Source organism: Streptomyces sp. NBC_00038 (assembly GCF_026343635.1).
Taxonomy (GTDB): Bacteria; Actinomycetota; Actinomycetes; order Streptomycetales; family Streptomycetaceae; genus Streptomyces.
On the sequence record NZ_JAPELQ010000001.1, the window covers coordinates 3,689,791 to 3,706,242 of the forward strand.

The 16,452-nt window shown below is 69.3% G+C and carries 14 protein-coding genes; all 14 read right to left on the reverse strand.

The genetic code is table 11. From position 1 onward, the window contains the following. Window positions 1–41: 41 nt before the first annotated feature. Window positions 42–1,109: a hypothetical protein gene (locus tag OG219_RS16765; protein WP_266827364.1), complete on the reverse strand. Its 1,068-nt coding sequence runs from the start codon at window positions 1,107–1,109 to the stop codon at window positions 42–44. Between the two features lie 157 nt (window positions 1,110–1,266). After that, window positions 1,267–1,893, reverse strand: a complete 627-nt coding sequence (locus tag OG219_RS16770; RefSeq protein ID WP_266827366.1) for a hypothetical protein — start codon at window positions 1,891–1,893, stop codon at window positions 1,267–1,269. 132 nt (window positions 1,894–2,025) lie between these two features. Continuing rightward, complete coding sequence (locus OG219_RS16775; protein ID WP_266827368.1) at window positions 2,026–3,312, reverse strand: glutamate-5-semialdehyde dehydrogenase; 1,287 nt, start codon at window positions 3,310–3,312, stop codon at window positions 2,026–2,028. A gap of 73 nt (window positions 3,313–3,385) precedes the next feature. After that, window positions 3,386–3,844, reverse strand: a complete 459-nt coding sequence (locus OG219_RS16780) for a hypothetical protein (protein WP_266836117.1) — start codon at window positions 3,842–3,844, stop codon at window positions 3,386–3,388. Window positions 3,845–4,049: 205 nt separating this feature from the next. Then, a complete protein-coding gene (gene proB, locus OG219_RS16785; RefSeq protein WP_266827370.1) occupies window positions 4,050–5,177 on the reverse strand; it encodes a glutamate 5-kinase in 1,128 nt (375 codons plus the stop codon). Window positions 5,178–5,373: 196 nt separating this feature from the next. Beyond that, the gene (locus OG219_RS16790; RefSeq protein WP_266827372.1) at window positions 5,374–7,470 is read right to left on the reverse strand and encodes a hypothetical protein; all 2,097 of its coding nucleotides are present in this window, start codon (window positions 7,468–7,470) and stop codon (window positions 5,374–5,376) included. Between the two features lie 138 nt (window positions 7,471–7,608). Next, window positions 7,609–9,108 carry a bifunctional cytidylyltransferase/SDR family oxidoreductase gene (locus tag OG219_RS16795; RefSeq protein ID WP_266827374.1) on the reverse strand — a complete coding sequence of 500 codons (1,500 nt, stop codon included), beginning with the start codon at window positions 9,106–9,108 and terminating at the stop codon, window positions 7,609–7,611. 222 nt (window positions 9,109–9,330) lie between these two features. Next, window positions 9,331–10,542: a hypothetical protein gene (locus OG219_RS16800; RefSeq protein ID WP_266827376.1), complete on the reverse strand. Its 1,212-nt coding sequence runs from the start codon at window positions 10,540–10,542 to the stop codon at window positions 9,331–9,333. Between the two features lie 147 nt (window positions 10,543–10,689). Next, window positions 10,690–12,240 (reverse strand): alkaline phosphatase, encoded by a 1,551-nt coding sequence (locus OG219_RS16805; RefSeq protein ID WP_266827378.1) that lies wholly within the window; start codon window positions 12,238–12,240, stop codon window positions 10,690–10,692. Between the two features lie 204 nt (window positions 12,241–12,444). Beyond that, complete coding sequence (gene obgE / locus OG219_RS16810) at window positions 12,445–13,881, reverse strand: GTPase ObgE (protein WP_266827380.1); 1,437 nt, start codon at window positions 13,879–13,881, stop codon at window positions 12,445–12,447. A 134-nt stretch (window positions 13,882–14,015) separates the two neighbouring features. Further along, entirely contained in the window at window positions 14,016–14,270 is a 255-nt protein-coding gene (rpmA, locus tag OG219_RS16815; protein ID WP_028802588.1) for a 50S ribosomal protein L27, read from the reverse strand. A gap of 14 nt (window positions 14,271–14,284) precedes the next feature. Next, entirely contained in the window at window positions 14,285–14,605 is a 321-nt protein-coding gene (gene rplU / locus OG219_RS16820) for a 50S ribosomal protein L21 (RefSeq protein WP_081221565.1), read from the reverse strand. Window positions 14,606–14,944: 339 nt separating this feature from the next. After that, window positions 14,945–15,739 carry a class I SAM-dependent methyltransferase gene (locus tag OG219_RS16825; protein ID WP_266827382.1) on the reverse strand — a complete coding sequence of 265 codons (795 nt, stop codon included), beginning with the start codon at window positions 15,737–15,739 and terminating at the stop codon, window positions 14,945–14,947. A gap of 96 nt (window positions 15,740–15,835) precedes the next feature. Next, window positions 15,836–16,432, reverse strand: coding sequence for a dTDP-4-dehydrorhamnose 3,5-epimerase (gene rfbC, locus OG219_RS16830; RefSeq protein ID WP_266827384.1), 597 nt, complete (start codon window positions 16,430–16,432; stop codon window positions 15,836–15,838). Window positions 16,433–16,452: the final 20 nt, after the last annotated feature.

The following is a 16,452-nucleotide window of genomic DNA, read 5'->3' on the forward strand; positions in this document are numbered from 1 at the left end:
CAGTAAGGGAGACCAGCTCGGCAGAAGGGCTTACAACGCGCTCAGACCTTCGGCTGCGCGCTCGTCGCCAGCGATCCGCACAGCGCGGTGGCGCTGCCGGTCGCGTACGGGTCCGTACCGGCCGGGCCGCCCGCCTTCGCCGTCTGCCCCGCCAGCAGCGGGCGCAGCTGGTTGACCGAGTCCTCGGAGCAGGCGAGCGGACCGGCCTGGACGTAGGAGACGACCAGCTCAGCCTGGTGCATGCGCAGGTCGTCGCGGTCGAAGCGGAAGTGCAGCTCGCGCCGGACGGTGAAGAGCGAGGCGTCCGCCTTCTCGTCCGAGCCCGCCGGCTTCAGCGCGTACACGAAGGTGTGGTCGGCGATGACCTCAAGGGTGTTCGAGTCGAACTCGGCGGCCTGGAGGGTGCCCTGTACACGGATCTTGGGGTCGGCGAGCTCGACACGGGTCGCGTCGAAGCGGACCAGCCAGCCGGTGGGGACGTGCCGCCCGTCGGCGGTCGGGCGGTCGAAGCTCTCGTCGAACTGGTCGAGCTGCTGCGGGTCGAGCAGGATCCGTACGGGCCGGGTGGCGCCGCCGGTGAGTACCTCCGGGTCGAGGGAGGACTCGACGAGGTAGTCCTTGGCGGTGGTCAGGGCGGTGACGACCTGGCTGTCGGAGAAGTGCGCGGTGCGCCGGGAGGCGGGCAGCGTGATGCCTTCGGCGCCCATGCGGAACTGGGCGGCCGGGCTGTTCGCGTACAGGTCCTCGGGGCGCATGGCTCCGGGTACGGCGCCCTGCGGCGCGAGCGGGATCACCGTCATCCGCAGCGGCTCGGGGGGCCGGGCGACGGGGGTCTGGTACGGGTGGCGGACGCCCATGTAGATCGCGGTGCCGAAGGCGACGGCGATCAGCAGGACGAGGATCAGCGCCTGCCGGGAGAGGCCGCGGTGGAGGGGTGGGCGGCGGCGTACGGCCGGGGCGTGGTCGGCCAGGCGCTCCTGCGCGGAGAACTCCTGGAGCCGGGCAGCACGGACGAACGATTCGTCGAAGACGACGGATCGGTACTCGTCCTCTCCACCGGCGGAAGCACCCTCGGGTGTTCCCCCAGGTGGTTCTCCAGGCCCGCCCATACCTTCAGAGTAGGTCTCCGGGACCTCAGGTAAACGCCCCGTTGCACGACAAGTTCTGACAGGTTCTCACCAGAGTCGTCCCAGTATTCGCACAGGGTTAGCCCTGGTGTCGGCACCGGGGCCGCGCCCGGCTCGTCACGGGGTCGCCCCCGGTCCGTCACGGCGTGCGAGGGACCGCCGACACCGCCGGCTGGGAGTAGTCGGCCGAGGCGGAGGGGCTGGTGCCGGTGACCTTGTCCAAGCCTTGCTCAAGGCCTTGCTCCAGGCCCGTCGAGGCGGGCGGCGGGACCGGTTCCTGGCGGTTCGAGGACGCCCCCCGGTAGACCGCCGTGAAGGCCAGGGCGACCATGCCGATGCCCATCACGAGGGCGAGCATCCAGGCGACGGGGCGCTGCCAGCGGGTGTGTTTTCCGTAGGCCCTGCCGTACGTTCCCGCCAGGCCGTAGCGGCCTTGAAGGACCTCGGTGTCGTCCAGATCGTCCAAATCCCGGTCACGGCCGTAATCACCGCGGCCGTCCGGTCCGAAGCCGTCCTCGTAGCGCTCGTCGTCGCCGCGTGCGCCCCGGGTGTGCGCCCGGCGCGCCTCGGCCTCGGAAGCCTCCGCGCGGGCCTGGGCGGCCGAGAGCAGCCGTTCCACGGCGGTCGGCTCGTGGATCGCGGCAGCCCGTACGAAGTCCTCGTCGAAGACCACGGAGGCGAACTCTTCGTCCGCACCCCCGCGGTCGCGGTCGTCGTCGGGCTCCCAGCCGTCGGGAAACGGCGAGCCCCCCACGTCCTCCGGCACGGATCCAGAGTAGACCTGGGGGGTCAATTTGGGCAGACGGTATGGAAATTCATCCGCCTGACGAGACGCGTCTCACGCGCCGCGCGCCCCGTCCCCGCGCCGGACGCGCCTGCCGTGCAGGCGGCCATCGCCTCAGCGCCGAACGTGCCCGTCCCCCGTGACGATGTACTTCGTGCTGGTCAGCTCCGGAAGCCCCATCGGCCCCCGCGCGTGCAGCTTCTGCGTGGAGATGCCGATCTCGGCGCCGAAGCCGAACTGGCCGCCGTCCGTGAAGCGGGTCGAGGCGTTGACCGCGACCGTCGTGGAATCGACCAGCTGGGTGAAGCGGCGGGCGGCCTGCTGCGAGGTGGTGACGATGGCCTCGGTGTGGCCCGAGGTCCACAGCCGGATGTGGTCCACGGCCCTGTCGAGCGAGTCGACGACGGCGGCGGCGATGTCGTACGAGAGGTACTCGGTCTCCCAGTCCTCGAGAGTGGCCTCGACGACGGTGGCCCTGGAGTCCTTGGCGTAGGCGAGGACGCGCTCGTCGGCGTGCACGGTGACCCCGGCGTCCGCGAGGGCGTCCAGGGCGCGCGGCAGGAACTCGGAGGCGATGTCCTGGTGGACGAGGAGCGTCTCGGCGGAGTTGCAGACGCTGGGCCGCTGCGCCTTGGAGTTGATCAGGATGTCGACCGCCATGTCGATGTCGGCGTGCGCGTCGACGTACACATGGCAGTTGCCGGTGCCGGTCTCGATGACCGGGACGGTTGATTCCTGGACGACCGTGCGGATCAGCGAGGCGCCACCACGCGGGATGAGGACGTCGACCAGGCCGCGGGCGCGCATCAGCTCGCGTACGGACTCGCGGCCCTCCCCGGGCACGAGCTGGATGGCGTCGGCGGGCAGCCCGGCGCCGCCGACGGCGTCGCGCAGAACGCGGACCAGGGCGGTGTTCGACTCGAACGCCGAGGACGAGCCGCGCAGCAGCACGGCGTTGCCGGACTTCAGGCAGAGGGCGGCGGCGTCGACCGTCACGTTCGGGCGGGCCTCGTAGATGATCCCGACGACGCCGAGCGGGACGCGGACCTGGCGCAGGTCGATGCCGTTCGGGAGGGTCGAGCCGCGGACGACCTCGCCGACCGGGTCGGGCAGGGACACGACGTCGCGTACGTCCGAGGCGATCGCGCGCACGCGCTCGGGCGTGAGCGTGAGCCGGTCGATGACGGTCTCGCTGGTGCCGGCCTCGCGGGCGCGCGCGATGTCCTTGGCGTTGGCCGCGACGATCTCGCTCGTACGGACCTCCAGCGCGTCCGCGATCGCGAGCAGCGCGTCGTCCTTCTCGGCCCGCGGCAGCGGCGCGAGGTCGGCGGCGGCGGACTTCGCGCGGTAGGCGGCTTGGGTGACCGGAGACATCGAGTCGTACGGCGAGAGCGTGGTCATGTCGGCAGCGTAATGCTCCGAACGGGTCTGTTCAGCCGCTGTCCCAAACTCCAAGACACCCGGCGAAGGCGGCTCAAAAGGGATGTACGCCGACGGGAGTCGCCGGCAGTGGTCCGTAGCCCTCCGCGATCCGCTGGTGGTAGGTCCCGCGGTCGATGACCTCCAGGCCGACGATCTCCCAGGGCGGCAGCTTGGCGGTCTGCCGGTGCTCGCCCCACAGGCGCAGTGCGACGGCCGCCGCGTCGTGCAGGTCGCGGGCCTCTTCCCAGTAGCGGATCTCGGCGTGGTCGTTGGCGTACCGGCTGGTCAGCAGAAAGGGGTGGTCGTGGGCGAGCTGCTCGAGACCCCGCCTGACCTCCTTCAACGGTGCCTCGTCACCCGAGACGCTCAGCGTGACGTGCCACAGCCGGGGCTGGTGCGCCGGTTCCCCGCTCTCGTACGTGTCACCGGCCGCGACGCTGGTCAGCGCCCGCTCCTCGCCCACCGCACGGGAGGCGGCACCACCGCGGGACGCCGCCGCCCCAGGGCGCACTCGTCTCACGACGGCCTCCTTTACGCAATGGTCCGCAATGGTCCTGCTGAATCCGGGGGTCTCCCTGCAACAAAGTTGAGCAGGTGGGAAGCCGTCGCGTGGCGGTTTTACGGAACGTCCCCCGGCGGAGGACGGGCTTTCGGACGTTTATGGGGCAACTGGCGCGTCGACGACATGGCGCCGCACGTACGGGTGCACGAGATCGCTACAGGTGCAGCAGCACGAGAGCGTCCCTGTGTACGACTTCACGTTCGTACTCGGGCCCCAGTTCGCGCGCCAGTTCCCTGGTCGAGCGTCCGATGAGCTGGGGGATCTCCTTGGCGTCGAAGTTCACGATCCCCCGCGCGACCGCCCGGCCCGTACCGTCGCGCAGTTCGACGGGGTCACCCGCGGTGAACTCGCCCTCGACGGACGCGATACCCGCAGGCAGCAGCGACATGCGCCGCTCGACGACCGCGCGCACGGCCCCGTCGTCCAGGGTGAGCGCGCCCTGCGGTGTGGAGGCGTGCTGCAGCCACAGCAGCCGGTCGGTGGAGCGTCGGCCCGTGGGGTGGAAGTACGTGCCCGTGTCCCGCCCCGCGAGCGCGTCGGCGGCGTGGACGGCGCTGGTCACCACGACCGGGATGCCCGCGCCGGTCGCGATCCGGGCCGCCTCGACCTTGGTGACCATGCCGCCGGTGCCCACGCCGGCCTTGCCCGCGCTGCCCATGTCGATGCCGTCGAGATCGGACGGCCCACGTACTTCCGCGATCCGCGACGTACCGGGTTTGCCGGGGTCGCCGTCGTACACGCCGTCCACGTCGGAGAGCAGGACGAGCAGGTCGGCTCGTACGAGATGGGCGACGAGCGCGGCGAGACGGTCGTTGTCGCCGAAGCGGATCTCGTCCGTGGCGACCGTGTCGTTCTCGTTGACGACCGGCAGGGCGCCCATCGCGAGGAGCTTGTCGAGGGTGCGGGAGGCGTTGCGGTGGTGGGCGCGGCGGCTGGTGTCGTCGGAGGTGAGGAGCACCTGTCCGACGCGGATGCCGTGGCGGGCGCAGGAGGCGGCGTAGCGGGCGACCAGGAGGCCCTGGCCGACGCTGGCCGCGGCCTGCTGCCGGGCGAGGTCCCTGGGGCGGCGGCGCAGTCCGAGGGGGGCGAGCCCGGCGGCGATGGCGCCGGAGGAGACGAGGACGACTTCCTTCTCGCCGCCGCTGCGGCACTTGGCGAGCACGTCGACCAGGGCGTCGACCCGGTCCGCGTCGAGGCCGCCCGCGGCGCTGGTCAGCGAGGAGGACCCCACCTTGACGACGATCCTGTGTGCCTGTGCCACGGCCTGCCTTGCCCCTGCCACCTGCTGTGCATCCCCTCGCGTCCGGTCCAGCTGCCCACCCGGCAATCTACGTGAAGGGGACCTGAGGTCGCGCATCGGTCCAGTTCCCGGACAGGCGACTTGCGGGCGTTCGCGAGACAGGGCCCGGCTCCCGAGGTGATCCTCGGGAGCCGGGCCCTGAAGCAACCAGCAGGTCGGCCTGCGGTGGCCGACGCGATCAGCCCTTGACCGCCGCTCCGTCGGTGTCGCCGGGAAGCGCACTCGCCAGGTCCGCGGCCGCGGCCGGGGCGTCCACGGCCGAAGTGCCGTTCTCCTGGCCGAGGTTGCGCGTCTCGGCCTTCTGCGCAAGCTGCCGCGTCGCGGAGTTGAACTGGTCGATCGAGGTCGGCTCGTCGGGGCCGAGCAGATACCGCTTCAGCTCCTGGCGTTCGGCGGCCTGCGCGTCGGCCGCCGGGTCGCGCACCGCGGCGAGCAACTCGCCCAGTTCGGCGGCCGAGTTGGACAGGATCACCGCGGCGCGTACTGCGGTGTTCTGCCGCTTGAACTCCTCGGCGCCGAGCTCCGCGGAGTCGGTGACGGCGTACGGCTTGCCGCTCGCGATGAAGTCGGAGACCACGCTGGAGATGTCCGAGACCATCGCGTCGGAGACGTTGAAGCAGTCGTACAGACGCGGTTCGGCGCCCGTGACGACCTTGTGCTCCCAACCGGGGAAGGAACGCCAGTAGGCGTCGTCCCACTCGCCGCGCAGCCGGGCGATCTCCGCGTGCTTCTGGACGTCGACCACGCCGTCCCGGCTGGCCTCGGCCTCGTCGCCCTTCTGAGCGCCGGCACCGGACAGCTCGGCCAGGCGGGCCTCGATACGGGTCAGCTCGGCCTTGGCCTGCGACTGGACGGCCGTGTCGGCGGTGAACCGGGAGTCCGCGGCGCGGGCGACGGCGGCCTTCTCGACCAGCGCGGTGATGCGCCGATGGGCGGAAGCGGCCTCGGTGCTGACGGTGCCGGTGAAGGGGTGCGGCTTGTAGAGCACACGGACCGGCGGGTCGGCCTTCACCAGCTTCTTCACGATGTTCTCGCCCGCGAGCAGCAGGGAGGTGTTGCCGGGGTTGCCGTCCCAGCCCTCCCAGGTGGGCGCGTACAGAACCGTGGGAGTACCTTCCGGCACGCCCTGCCAGGTCCGGATCGGCGCCAGCTGCGGGCGGCCGACCTCGACGATGTCCTCGTCGCGGACGCCGACGTCGGCGATGGCGTAGCGGTCGCGCCCGGCACGGCCGGCGGTCCACACCTCGTCGTACGCCTTGCTGAACGGGTTGACGCTGGCGAGCTTGTCGCTGTCGCCGTGGCCGATGAAGACGTGCTTCATGGTCGGGACGCGCAGCAGGTGGATGTTCTTGCCGACGTTCGCCGCGTACAGCGCGACCCGCACCGTGGACAGGTCCATGTTCATCAGGTGCACCCCTCCGGGCACGCAGATGACCGGCACGGTGGTGGGTGCCATGAGCTCCAGGATGGCGCGCTCACGGAGGATGATCAGCGGTCGGGTGTCCAACTGCTCCATCGTCTCGAGCCACATGTTGACCTGGTACGCGGAGTCCTTGGAGCCCGAGAAGTAGAGCGCCGTCTCCGGGCGGTGCTCGCGCAGCCAGGAGTCGGTCGCCGCCAGGACCGCGTCCGCGTTCGGCGGGGTGCTCTTTCCGCGGACGTACGGGACGAGCGCGGCGACGTAGCCGAAGGCCAGCACCAGGGTGATGGCGATGCCGACGAACCCGTACACGGCCGAGTCGGTCGCCGCGGTGACGAGCACGCCGACGACCGCGGCCAGGTCGAGGTGGAGCATCTTCTCGGCGTTCCGGTCCAGCAGGAAGGCCGGGGGCGCGTCCGGGATGCGGATGCGCGAGCCCAGGTCGAGGTTGCGGGTGGCGACGGGCATCTTGCGGCGCGACCGGATCAGCGTGACCAGGGCGCTGTGCGGGGCCTGGAAGCCGTAGAAGGTGAGGAAGCACGCGATCGCCGCGTAGAAGACCGTGCTCTCGGACAGGTCGGCGCGCGCCAGGAGCAGCACCAGGAGCAGCTGTCGGATCAGGAATCTGATGGACAGACCGGCCCGCACCTTGCTGAGGCGGTTGATCAGATAGCTGCCACGCCGGTGCAGATAGTGGTCCGCCAGATACGTCACGGCGGCCGCGGCCGCGAAGGCGGGGACGCTCGGAATGAGCGCGGCGAGCATCAGGCAGGGGAAGCCCAGCATCATGAGGGCCGCCGCCGCCAGCTCGGCCGCGCTGCCCACCCGGGCAACGCGAATAGCGGTGGAAATCACGGAGAAACCTGCTCTTGAGGGGTGAGTGCCGGTTTAATGCCAAAAAAGAGAGTTTGAAACTTTACGGATTCAGGCCTCTGTGAATGCGCGGAAAACACGCGAACACAGAGGCCTGAATTCTGAAGATCGATTAATTGATTATGCCACGCCGTCCTGGCGGTCCAGGACGGCGGCCAGGGCCGCCTCGAAACCGGAGGCCGTTCCGGCACCGGCCGTCGGGTCCTGCTGACGGACGTCGATGACGTGCCCGGTGAGCTCGGAGAGCAGCACGTCGAGCGAGGTCTGCGCGACGGCCTCGGACGAGAGCAGCGAGCCCGCGGGCTCCTGGCCGAACGCCTTGGTCCGCATCGGGGTCGCGGTGCGCTCGGGGTTGATGCAGTTGACGCGGATGCCGTCGCCGGCCCACTCGTCGGACAGCGCCTGGGTCAGGTTGACCATGGCGGCCTTGGTCGAGGAGTAGAGGCTGTACTCGGCACGCCCGCGGGTGTAGCTGCTGGACGTGTAGAGGAGCAGCTGACCCTTGGTCTCGGCCAGGTACTTGTAGGAGGAGCGGGCGATCTGCACCGGGGCCAGGTAGTTGACCTTCAGCGCTTCCTCGATGGTCGCGTTGTCGGTCTCGGCGAGCTTGCCGATGCGCAGCACGCCCGCGGTGTTGATGACGTAGTCGATGCGCCCGGTCTCCGCGTACGCCGTGGACAGCGCGTCGTCGACCTCCTCCGGGTTCTCGACGTGCGTGCCGGTGGTCGAGCGGCCCAGCGCGTACGTCTTGGCGCCGAAGCGCGCGGCGAGTTCGGCTATGTCCTTGCCGATGCCGTACGAGCCGCCGAAGACGACCAGGGTCTTGCCGGTGAGCAGCTCCCGGTAGGCGGCCTCGTCGGCCTGCTCGGGCGCGGCGGTGGAGGCGAGCTGGAAGAGCTTGTCGGCGATGAAGACGTCGACGGGCTGCGTGACCTTCATGTTGTACTCGTCGCCCGCGACGACGTGGATCGGCACGTCCGGCAGGTACTTGAGTACGACGCTGCAGTCGTCGGTGGCCTGGAAGTTCGGGTCGTTCGCGGCGACCTCGTACGCCCGGCGGATGGTGGACAGCTTGAACGCCTGGGGCGTCTGGCCGCGGCGCAGCCGGGAGCGGTCCGGGATCTCGGTGATGAACTCGCCGTCCTCGCCGTGCGTGCGGGTCACGATGATCGTGTCCGCGGACGGGATGGCGACGTCGACGGCCTGGTAGCGCTCCAGGGCCGTGACGCAGTCGTCGATGACACGCTCGGAGAGCAGCGGGCGTACGGCGTCGTGGAACAGGACGTTGGCGTCCTCGCCCTCGGCCAGGCCCTCACCGAGGGCCGCGATGGCGCGCTCGGTGGTCTCGTTCCGCGTCGAGCCGCCTTCGATGATCTTCGTCACCTTGGCGAAGCCCGCCTTCGCAACGATCTTCTCCACGTCCGGCACATAGCCCGGAGCCATCAGCACGATGATGTCGTCGATCGAATCGGCGTTCTCGAAGGTGGTCAGCGTGTGCTCGATGACCGCCTTGCCGGCGATCTTCAGCAGCTGCTTCGGAATCGACAGACCCACACGCTGACCCGTCCCACCAGCAAGGATCACTGCGGTGGTACGGGGTTTGGCAAAGTGCTCAGACACAGGTGACCTACCTTGGGGCGACAGGGAACCTACGAATGGTCCCACTTTCGGTTACTGCCATGCAAGGTGAGCGATGTCTGTTGCATATGTGCACGCAACCGATTATTCACCTTGCATGCAGGCGCCTTCCCAGAACCCGAACCGGATTGTCCGGATTTGCTGTGAGTAACTGCACACGATTTCCGTGCGTCCTTCACTCGGGCGGCAAGTGCTTCGCCCCACTCAGGTCCGCTTCAGGCGCTTGAGAACCCGGTGCCCCAGTACCCGGACGAGTTCCCGGGACGAGGTCTGGTGGACCGTACGCACCGGGGCCCGGCGCGCGGGGGCGGGGGCGGGGGCGGCGGCCGCGACGGCGAGCGCCCCGTACAGCGCCTGGGCCGCGACCTCCGGATCGATCCGCGCGGCCACCGGCTCCGTGCCCTCCGTGGCCGTGATGACGGCCGGTACGACGGACAGCAGCGCCGGATCGCCGAGAACACGTACGCCCATGGCGCCGATCCGCTCGGTCATTTCCGCGCCGATACCCGCGGCCGCCTCCAGCGCCCACTCCGGTGTGCTGATCCGCGCGTCTCCCGGGGCGGGACGGCAGGTGTTCTTCATACGCATGACCGCGCCGCCGCGCACGAGCTTGGAATACAGCTCGTCGGGCAGTCCATTGCCGCGGAATTCCCTGTTGAGCTTCCGCAGCATTTCGGTCTCGGCGAGCGTGAGGGAGCGGTTGGCCGTGTCCGGAACCGCCTCCAGAAGGCCGTCGGGCAGGCCGAGGAGCGATTCGAAGGTGCGCATCAGGCCGCCGCGGTCGCTGTCGTCGACCACGACAACGGTGATGTTCTCCGCGCCGACCACCCGCGCCCAGCGCTCGACGAGCCGGTCGTGGCGGTGTCGGCGCCAGAAACTCGGGTTGGGCTTCTCGTACGGGGCCTTGCGCAGCATGTGCGTCAGCCAGTCCTCGTAGCCCATGCGCAGGCCGTTCTGCACGTACTGCTGCCACTGCGAGGGCATGATCTTCGACAGCGGGCGCAGGGTGATCAGGACGTGTACGCGCTCCCGGCCCAGGTCGTCGACGATCCGGGCGATCGTCTCGTCGTCGGGAGCGTCGGCGAAGAACTCGCTGCTGACCACCGAGGTGCGCTTCCCGGTGGCGTGCACCTGCTCCACGAGCCGCTGCCAGTGCTTCTCGGTGGGCTTGGTCTCGCCCATCATGCCGGGCCGGGCGCAGACCCCGAGGGCGGCCTCCATCGGGTGTCTGCTGTGCGCCGGGAAGACGACGCCGTGCTCGGCCATCGCGTCCCTCGCGGCGAACAGCGCGCCCTGGATCGAGGTGGTCCCGGTCTTGTGGGGACCTATGTGCAGCAGCCGGGTGCCCACCGGAAGCGGTGCCGGCGCGGCCGTCTCAGCGGCCGCCGCGTCAGATGTCGAACAATCAATCTCCATGGTAAGAGGACATTAAGAGCAGATGCTGAGGACAAGCTGAGAATGCCCTGGGACTCGTGTGAGTCCCAGGGCACCGGTTTGTTCGTAGGAGTTTGTTCGTGGTTGTTCGTAGGAGTTTGTTCGTGCGGGTGGAATGAGCCGTACGGGTTACACCAGCCGTACGCCCGGCTCCCCCGCCTCGACCCGCAGCCGGGCCAGCACGCTGGACGCGGCCTCCGGCTTCAGCACCGTCTCCGGGACCCGCACCTGGGCGTCGATCCCGTCGCGCCGGATGTCGAAGAGGTGGTAGCCGCGATGGGCGTCGACGAGCTTCCAGTGCGGGTTGTCGGGCAGCCGCGGGTCCCAGTCCCGGTGGAAGGCGTCGAGGTCGGAGTCGCCGCCGCTGGAGATCGACGTACCGACGAACTCCGCGCCGACGACGGCGGAGTCCGGGTCGGCGAAGTCCCGCTTGAGGTCGCTGATCATGGTGAGGTGGCGGTCGCCGGTGAGCACGACGGGGTTGCTCACGTTTGCGAACTCCCCCATGAGGGCGTTGCGTTCGGCCTGGTAGCCGTCCCAGGCGTCGTAGTACCAGAGCTTGCCCTCGCCGACCTGGAGATCGGTCTCCGCCATCATGATCTGCGAGGCGATCAGGTTCCAGCGGGCCGGTGAATCGTGGAGGTTGCCGAGCAGCCACTCCTTCTGCTCGGCACCGAGCATGGTGAGCGAGGGGTCCTGGGCGCCCGCCTGGCCGGTCGCCTGGTCGCTGCGGAACTGCCGGGTGTCCAGGACGTTCAGCCGGGCGAGGCGGCCGAAGTCGAGCCGCCGGTACATCTGGATGTGCGGCCCGCCCGGGATCGCGCTCGCCCGGACCGGCATGTGCTCGTAGTACGCCTGGTAGCCGGCGGTCAGCCGGGCCACGAACGCGTCGTGCGGCTGCTTGGCGGGGTCCTGCGGGATCTCGCTCGCGAAGTCGTTGTCGACCTCGTGGTCGTCGAAGGTGACCACCCAGGGCGCGGCGGCGTGCATCGCGGCCAGGTGCGGATCGGTGCGGTACTGCGCGTAGCGGTTGCGGTACTGGACGAGGGTGTACGGCTCACCGGTGCCCTCGTGGATGCGTGCCCCGGTAGCCGAGGGGACGCTCTCGTAGACGTAGTCGCCGACGAAGAGGACGAAGTCGGGGTCCTGGTCGCGCATGTCGGCGTACGGCGTGAAGTAGCCGTTCTGCCAGTTCTGGCAGGAGGCGAGGGCGACGCGCAGCGAGCCCCCGGAGCTGTGCGGGGACGGTGCGGTGCGGGTGCGGCCCGTCGGGGAGAGCCGGCCGGAGGTGCGGAAGCGGTACCAGTACACGCGGCCGGGGCGCAGTCCGCGTACGTCGACGTGGACGCTGTGCCCCAACTCGGGCCGGGCCTGGACGGTTCCGCGCCGCACCGGCTTCCTGAAGCGGCTGTCCTCGGCGAGCTCCCACTCCACCGGCACCGTGCGCTCGGGCATGCCTCCGCCGTTCAGCGGGTCGGGGGCGAGCCGGGTCCACAGCACGATGCCGTCGGGCAGCGGGTCACCAGAGGCGACGCCGAGGCTGAACACCCCTTCGGGCAACGGTGTTTCGGCGGCCCTGGCGGCGGCGGGCAGCCACAGCTGGGCGGAGGCGGCGGCACCGAGTACGGCTGCCCCCGCGGTGAGAAAGCGGCGTCGATCGCGCGAGACGGCTCCGGTCATCGGCGAACTCCCTTGCGTCGGTGGCCCCTTGGACACCGGGAAGCTCACACGGCGCAACAACCAGCTCGCTGAACCCAACACATCGCAGACATGACAAATACCCGAGCAGCGAACGACCGCTACGGCACAGCGAAAGGCCCGCTGCGGTAAGGAAAACGTCCCTTACTCCACAGCGGGCCTGACAAACGATCAGTAAGCGAAGCCCTAGAACGGCTTGAAGTCGTCGTACTCCTGCTCCGACTCGTCCCGCTCCGCCTGCTTGTCACGACGACGCTGCTCGGCGGGCCGCGGCGCTTCGAGGCGGTGGTCCTCGCCACGGCGGCCGAGCATCTCCGCACCGGCCATGACCGTGGGCTCCCAGTCGAAGACGACCGCGTTCTCCTCGGGGCCGATGGCGACGCCGTCGCCCGAGCGGGCGCCCGCCTTCATCAGTTCCGTCTCGACGCCGAGACGGCTGAGGCGGTCGGCGAGGTAGCCGACGGCCTCGTCGTTGCTGAAGTCGGTCTGGCGGACCCAGCGTTCGGGCTTCTCGCCGCGGACGCGGTAGAGGCCGTCCTCCTCGCGCACGACGGTGAAGCCGGCGTCGTCGACCGCCTTCGGGCGGATGACGATCCGGGTCGCCTCCTCCGCCGGCTTGGCGGCGCGTCCCTTCGCGACCACGTCGGCGAGCGCGAAGGAGAGCTCCTTGAGGCCCATGTGCGCGACCGCGGACACCTCGAAGACGCGGTAGCCGCGCGACTCCAGCTCGGGCCGCACCATCTCGGCGAGGTCCTTGCCGTCCGGTACGTCGATCTTGTTGAGGACGACCATGCGCGGCCGGTCGCCGAGACCGCCGTACTGCTTCAGCTCCTCCTCGATGATGTCGAGGTCGGAGACGGGGTCGCGCTCGGACTCCAGGGTCGCCGTGTCCAGGACGTGCACCAGCACGCTGCACCGCTCGACGTGGCGCAGGAACTCGAGGCCGAGTCCCTTGCCCTGGCTGGCGCCGGGGATGAGCCCGGGCACGTCGGCGATCGTGTAGACCGTCGACCCGGCCGTGACCACCCCGAGGTTGGGGACGAGGGTCGTGAAGGGGTAGTCCGCGATCTTCGGCTTGGCGGCGCTCAGCACCGAGATCAGCGAGGACTTGCCCGCGCTCGGGTAGCCGACGAGCGCCACGTCCGCGACGGTCTTCAGCTCCAGGACGATGTCCTGGAGGCCACCGGGCACACCGAGCAGCGCGAAGCCGGGCGCCTTGCGGCGGGCCGAGGACAGCGCCGCGTTGCCGAGGCCACCGCGGCCGCCCTCCGCGGCGACGTACGTCGTGCCCTGGCCCACCAGGTCGGCGAGCACGTTGCCCGCCTTGTCCTGCACCACCGTGCCGTCCGGCACCGGCAGGACCAGGTCCTGGCCGTCCTTGCCGGACCGGTTGCCGCCCTCGCCGGGCCTGCCGCTGGTCGCCTTGCGGTGCGGGGAGTGGTGGTAGTCGAGCAGCGTGGTCACGGACTGGTCGACGACCAGGATGACGTCACCGCCGTGGCCGCCGTTGCCGCCGTCCGGGCCGCCGAGCGGCTTGAACTTCTCCCGGTGTACGGAGGCACAGCCGTGACCTCCGCTACCCGCGGCGACATGCAGCTCGACGCGGTCCACGAAGGTGGTCATGGGATGTGCCTCCAGTTACGTACGGAAAGTCTTTGGGATGCCGTGCCCTCGTAGGGCTACATCCATTGAAAACACGCGAAAGGCGGACCCGCTTCCCGAAAGGGAAGTGAGGTCCGCCTCGCGAAAAGTACCGGTCAGGCGACCGGAACGATGTTCACGACCTTGCGGCCACGGTGGGTACCGAACTCCACCGCACCGGCGTCAAGGGCGAACAGCGTGTCGTCCTTGCCACGGCCGACGCCGTTGCCCGGGTGGAAGTGGGTGCCGCGCTGGCGGACCAGGATCTCACCGGCGTTGACGACCTGACCGCCGAAGCGCTTCACGCCGAGCCGCTGAGCATTGGAGTCGCGACCGTTCCGAGTGGACGATGCGCCCTTCTTGTGTGCCATCTCTCCTCAGTCCCTTACTTCGCAGCCGCGGGGATCTCAGTGACCTTGATCGCCGTGTACTGCTGGCGGTGGCCCTGACGACGGCGGTAACCGGTCTTGTTCTTGTACCGAAGGATGTCGATCTTGACGCCCTTGTGGTGGTCCACGATCTCGGCCTGGACCTTGATCCCGGCGAGGACCCACGGGTCGCTGGTCACGGCTTCGCCGTCGACAACGAGCAGCGTAGAGAGCTCTACGGTGTCGCCAACCTTGGCAGTGGAAATCTTGTCAACCTCAACGATGTCGCCTACAGCAACCTTGTGCTGGCGACCACCGCTGCGCACGATGGCGTACACGCGGATCTCACTCTCTGACTCGAAGCGGGTCCCTCGCAGTCCAGCCGCACGCGGGGCGTGCGGCCTCTCCCGGAGACCGGGAGGCTTCCGGAAGAGTCCGGAAGGAAGGGTTTACGAGGGGCGTAGCGCGCAATGAACACGCCGACGGTCTAGGTTACGGGGCGCCGGTCGGGGGGTCAAACCGGGCCCTGGCAGGGGCCGCGCCCCTGCATTTCAGCTGACGAAGTCAGTCTTGCTAGAACGTCAAGGCTCAGGCCGAGAAGGTGGAGCAGAAGCGCGGGACCGGCACCAGGTGCATGTCCCTCGGGCCGTCGTCCTCGGCCCGAGGGTCAGCCGATCTCAGCCGGCCACCGCTTCGATGCTGCGGCGGATGGGCGCGAACGCCGAGCGCGGGCGACGCAGGTTGCGGGCCCTGACCAGTGCCGGCCAGAAGTCCGCGTTGAGCAGGGCCTCGCCCTGGATGGCGTTCTTGCGCAGCAGGACTTCCTCGGGGACGACCTGCGGGTCGTCCCGGCGGTACTCCTCCATGATCTTGTCGTAGTTGTCCTTGAGCACGGTGCTGGTCGGGTCCGCACCGAAGATCGCGACGACACCGGTCGGGACCGTGTCGAGTTCCACCACGACGAGATCGGGGCGGAAGCGCCGCAGTACCTGCGCCACCTTGAACACGTCACCGGTCCACATCCCGGTGTGCCGGTCGCGGGCCGCCTCGTCGACGTCGCGCGGCAGCATGTCGTCCAGGACGATCACGCTCGACCAGCGCGAGTGCCGCTCGACGTTCATGAAGTCCCGCAGTGCGAACTCGAAGAGGTGCATGCCGTCGATGAACGACAGGTCGAGCCGCGGCTCGCCGCCCAGGAGATTCAGCGCATCGCGGCGGGCGAGCGCACGGAACGGGTTGCGCCCGTTCCGCAGGTGAATCAACGGGTCCTTCCGCTCGAAGAAGGCGTCGCTCGTAGCCTTGACCAGGTGCACGTCGCAGCTGATCTCCGACGTCACCTTGAAGGCCGGATCGATGGCGACGGTGGGGACCCGAGACAGCGTCAGGCTGCGGCCGTCATTGACTCCGATCTCAAGGTAGGTGCGGGGCCGGTAAACCTTGTGCAGCTGGCGAAGAATTCCGTGCCGATCCACGTAGAACGCGCCCTTCACTGGCAGTTGACGAAATACCGATCCAACGGAAGCTAGCGGGGAGTTGACCGGCGAGTAAACACCTACCTGCCGGTAACTTCAGCGCTCGTGAAGCTCCTCTCGATGGGCGATGCAGTCCTCGTATCTGGGCAGCAGTCCCTGCGCCGCCGCGTCCGCCAGCGTCGGGGCAGCGGCATCCTTGTCGGACAGCAACGGCTCCACGTCCGCCGGCCATTCGATGCCCAGCTCGGGATCGAGGGGATGGATGCCGTGCTCCCGCTTCGGTGCGTAGCCCTCGGAGCAGAGGTAGACGACCGTCGCGTCGTCGGTCAGCGCCAGGAAGGCGTGCCCGAGGCCCTCGGACAGGTAGACCGAGGCGTGTGTCTCGTCGTCGAGCCGGACCAGCTCCCACTGCCCGTAGGTGGGGGAGCCGACCCGGATGTCGACGATGGCGTCGAGCACGGCGCCGCGTACGCACTTCACGTACTTGGCCTGGCTGGGCGGCACGTCGGCGAAGTGGATACCGCGCAGGGTGCCGCGGCGGGAGACGGAGCAGTTGGCCTGGGCCAGGGACAGGTCGTGCCCGGTGCTCGCTCGGAAATCCGATCCGCCGAACCACTCGTGGAAGCTACCGCGCTCGTCCGGAAAGACGTTGGGCTCGTAGACCCAGGCGCCTTCGATAGAGAGGGGTTTCATGATGTAGCGCGACCTCCGGG

Excerpts from the sequence above, each read along its gene's own strand:
- OG219_RS16765 (WP_266827364.1), bottom strand. The coding sequence starts at position 1,109 with ATGGGCGGGCCTGGAGAACCACCTGGGGGAACACCCGAGGGTGCTTCC.
- OG219_RS16775 (WP_266827368.1), bottom strand. The coding sequence starts at position 3,312 with ATGACCACGCTCTCGCCGTACGACTCGATGTCTCCGGTCACCCAAGCC.
- OG219_RS16800 (WP_266827376.1), bottom strand. The coding sequence starts at position 10,542 with ATGGAGATTGATTGTTCGACATCTGACGCGGCGGCCGCTGAGACGGCC.
- OG219_RS16805 (WP_266827378.1), bottom strand. The coding sequence starts at position 12,240 with ATGACCGGAGCCGTCTCGCGCGATCGACGCCGCTTTCTCACCGCGGGG.
- obgE (WP_266827380.1), bottom strand. The coding sequence starts at position 13,881 with ATGACCACCTTCGTGGACCGCGTCGAGCTGCATGTCGCCGCGGGTAGC.
- rpmA (WP_028802588.1), bottom strand. The coding sequence starts at position 14,270 with ATGGCACACAAGAAGGGCGCATCGTCCACTCGGAACGGTCGCGACTCC.
- rfbC (WP_266827384.1), bottom strand. The coding sequence starts at position 16,432 with ATGAAACCCCTCTCTATCGAAGGCGCCTGGGTCTACGAGCCCAACGTC.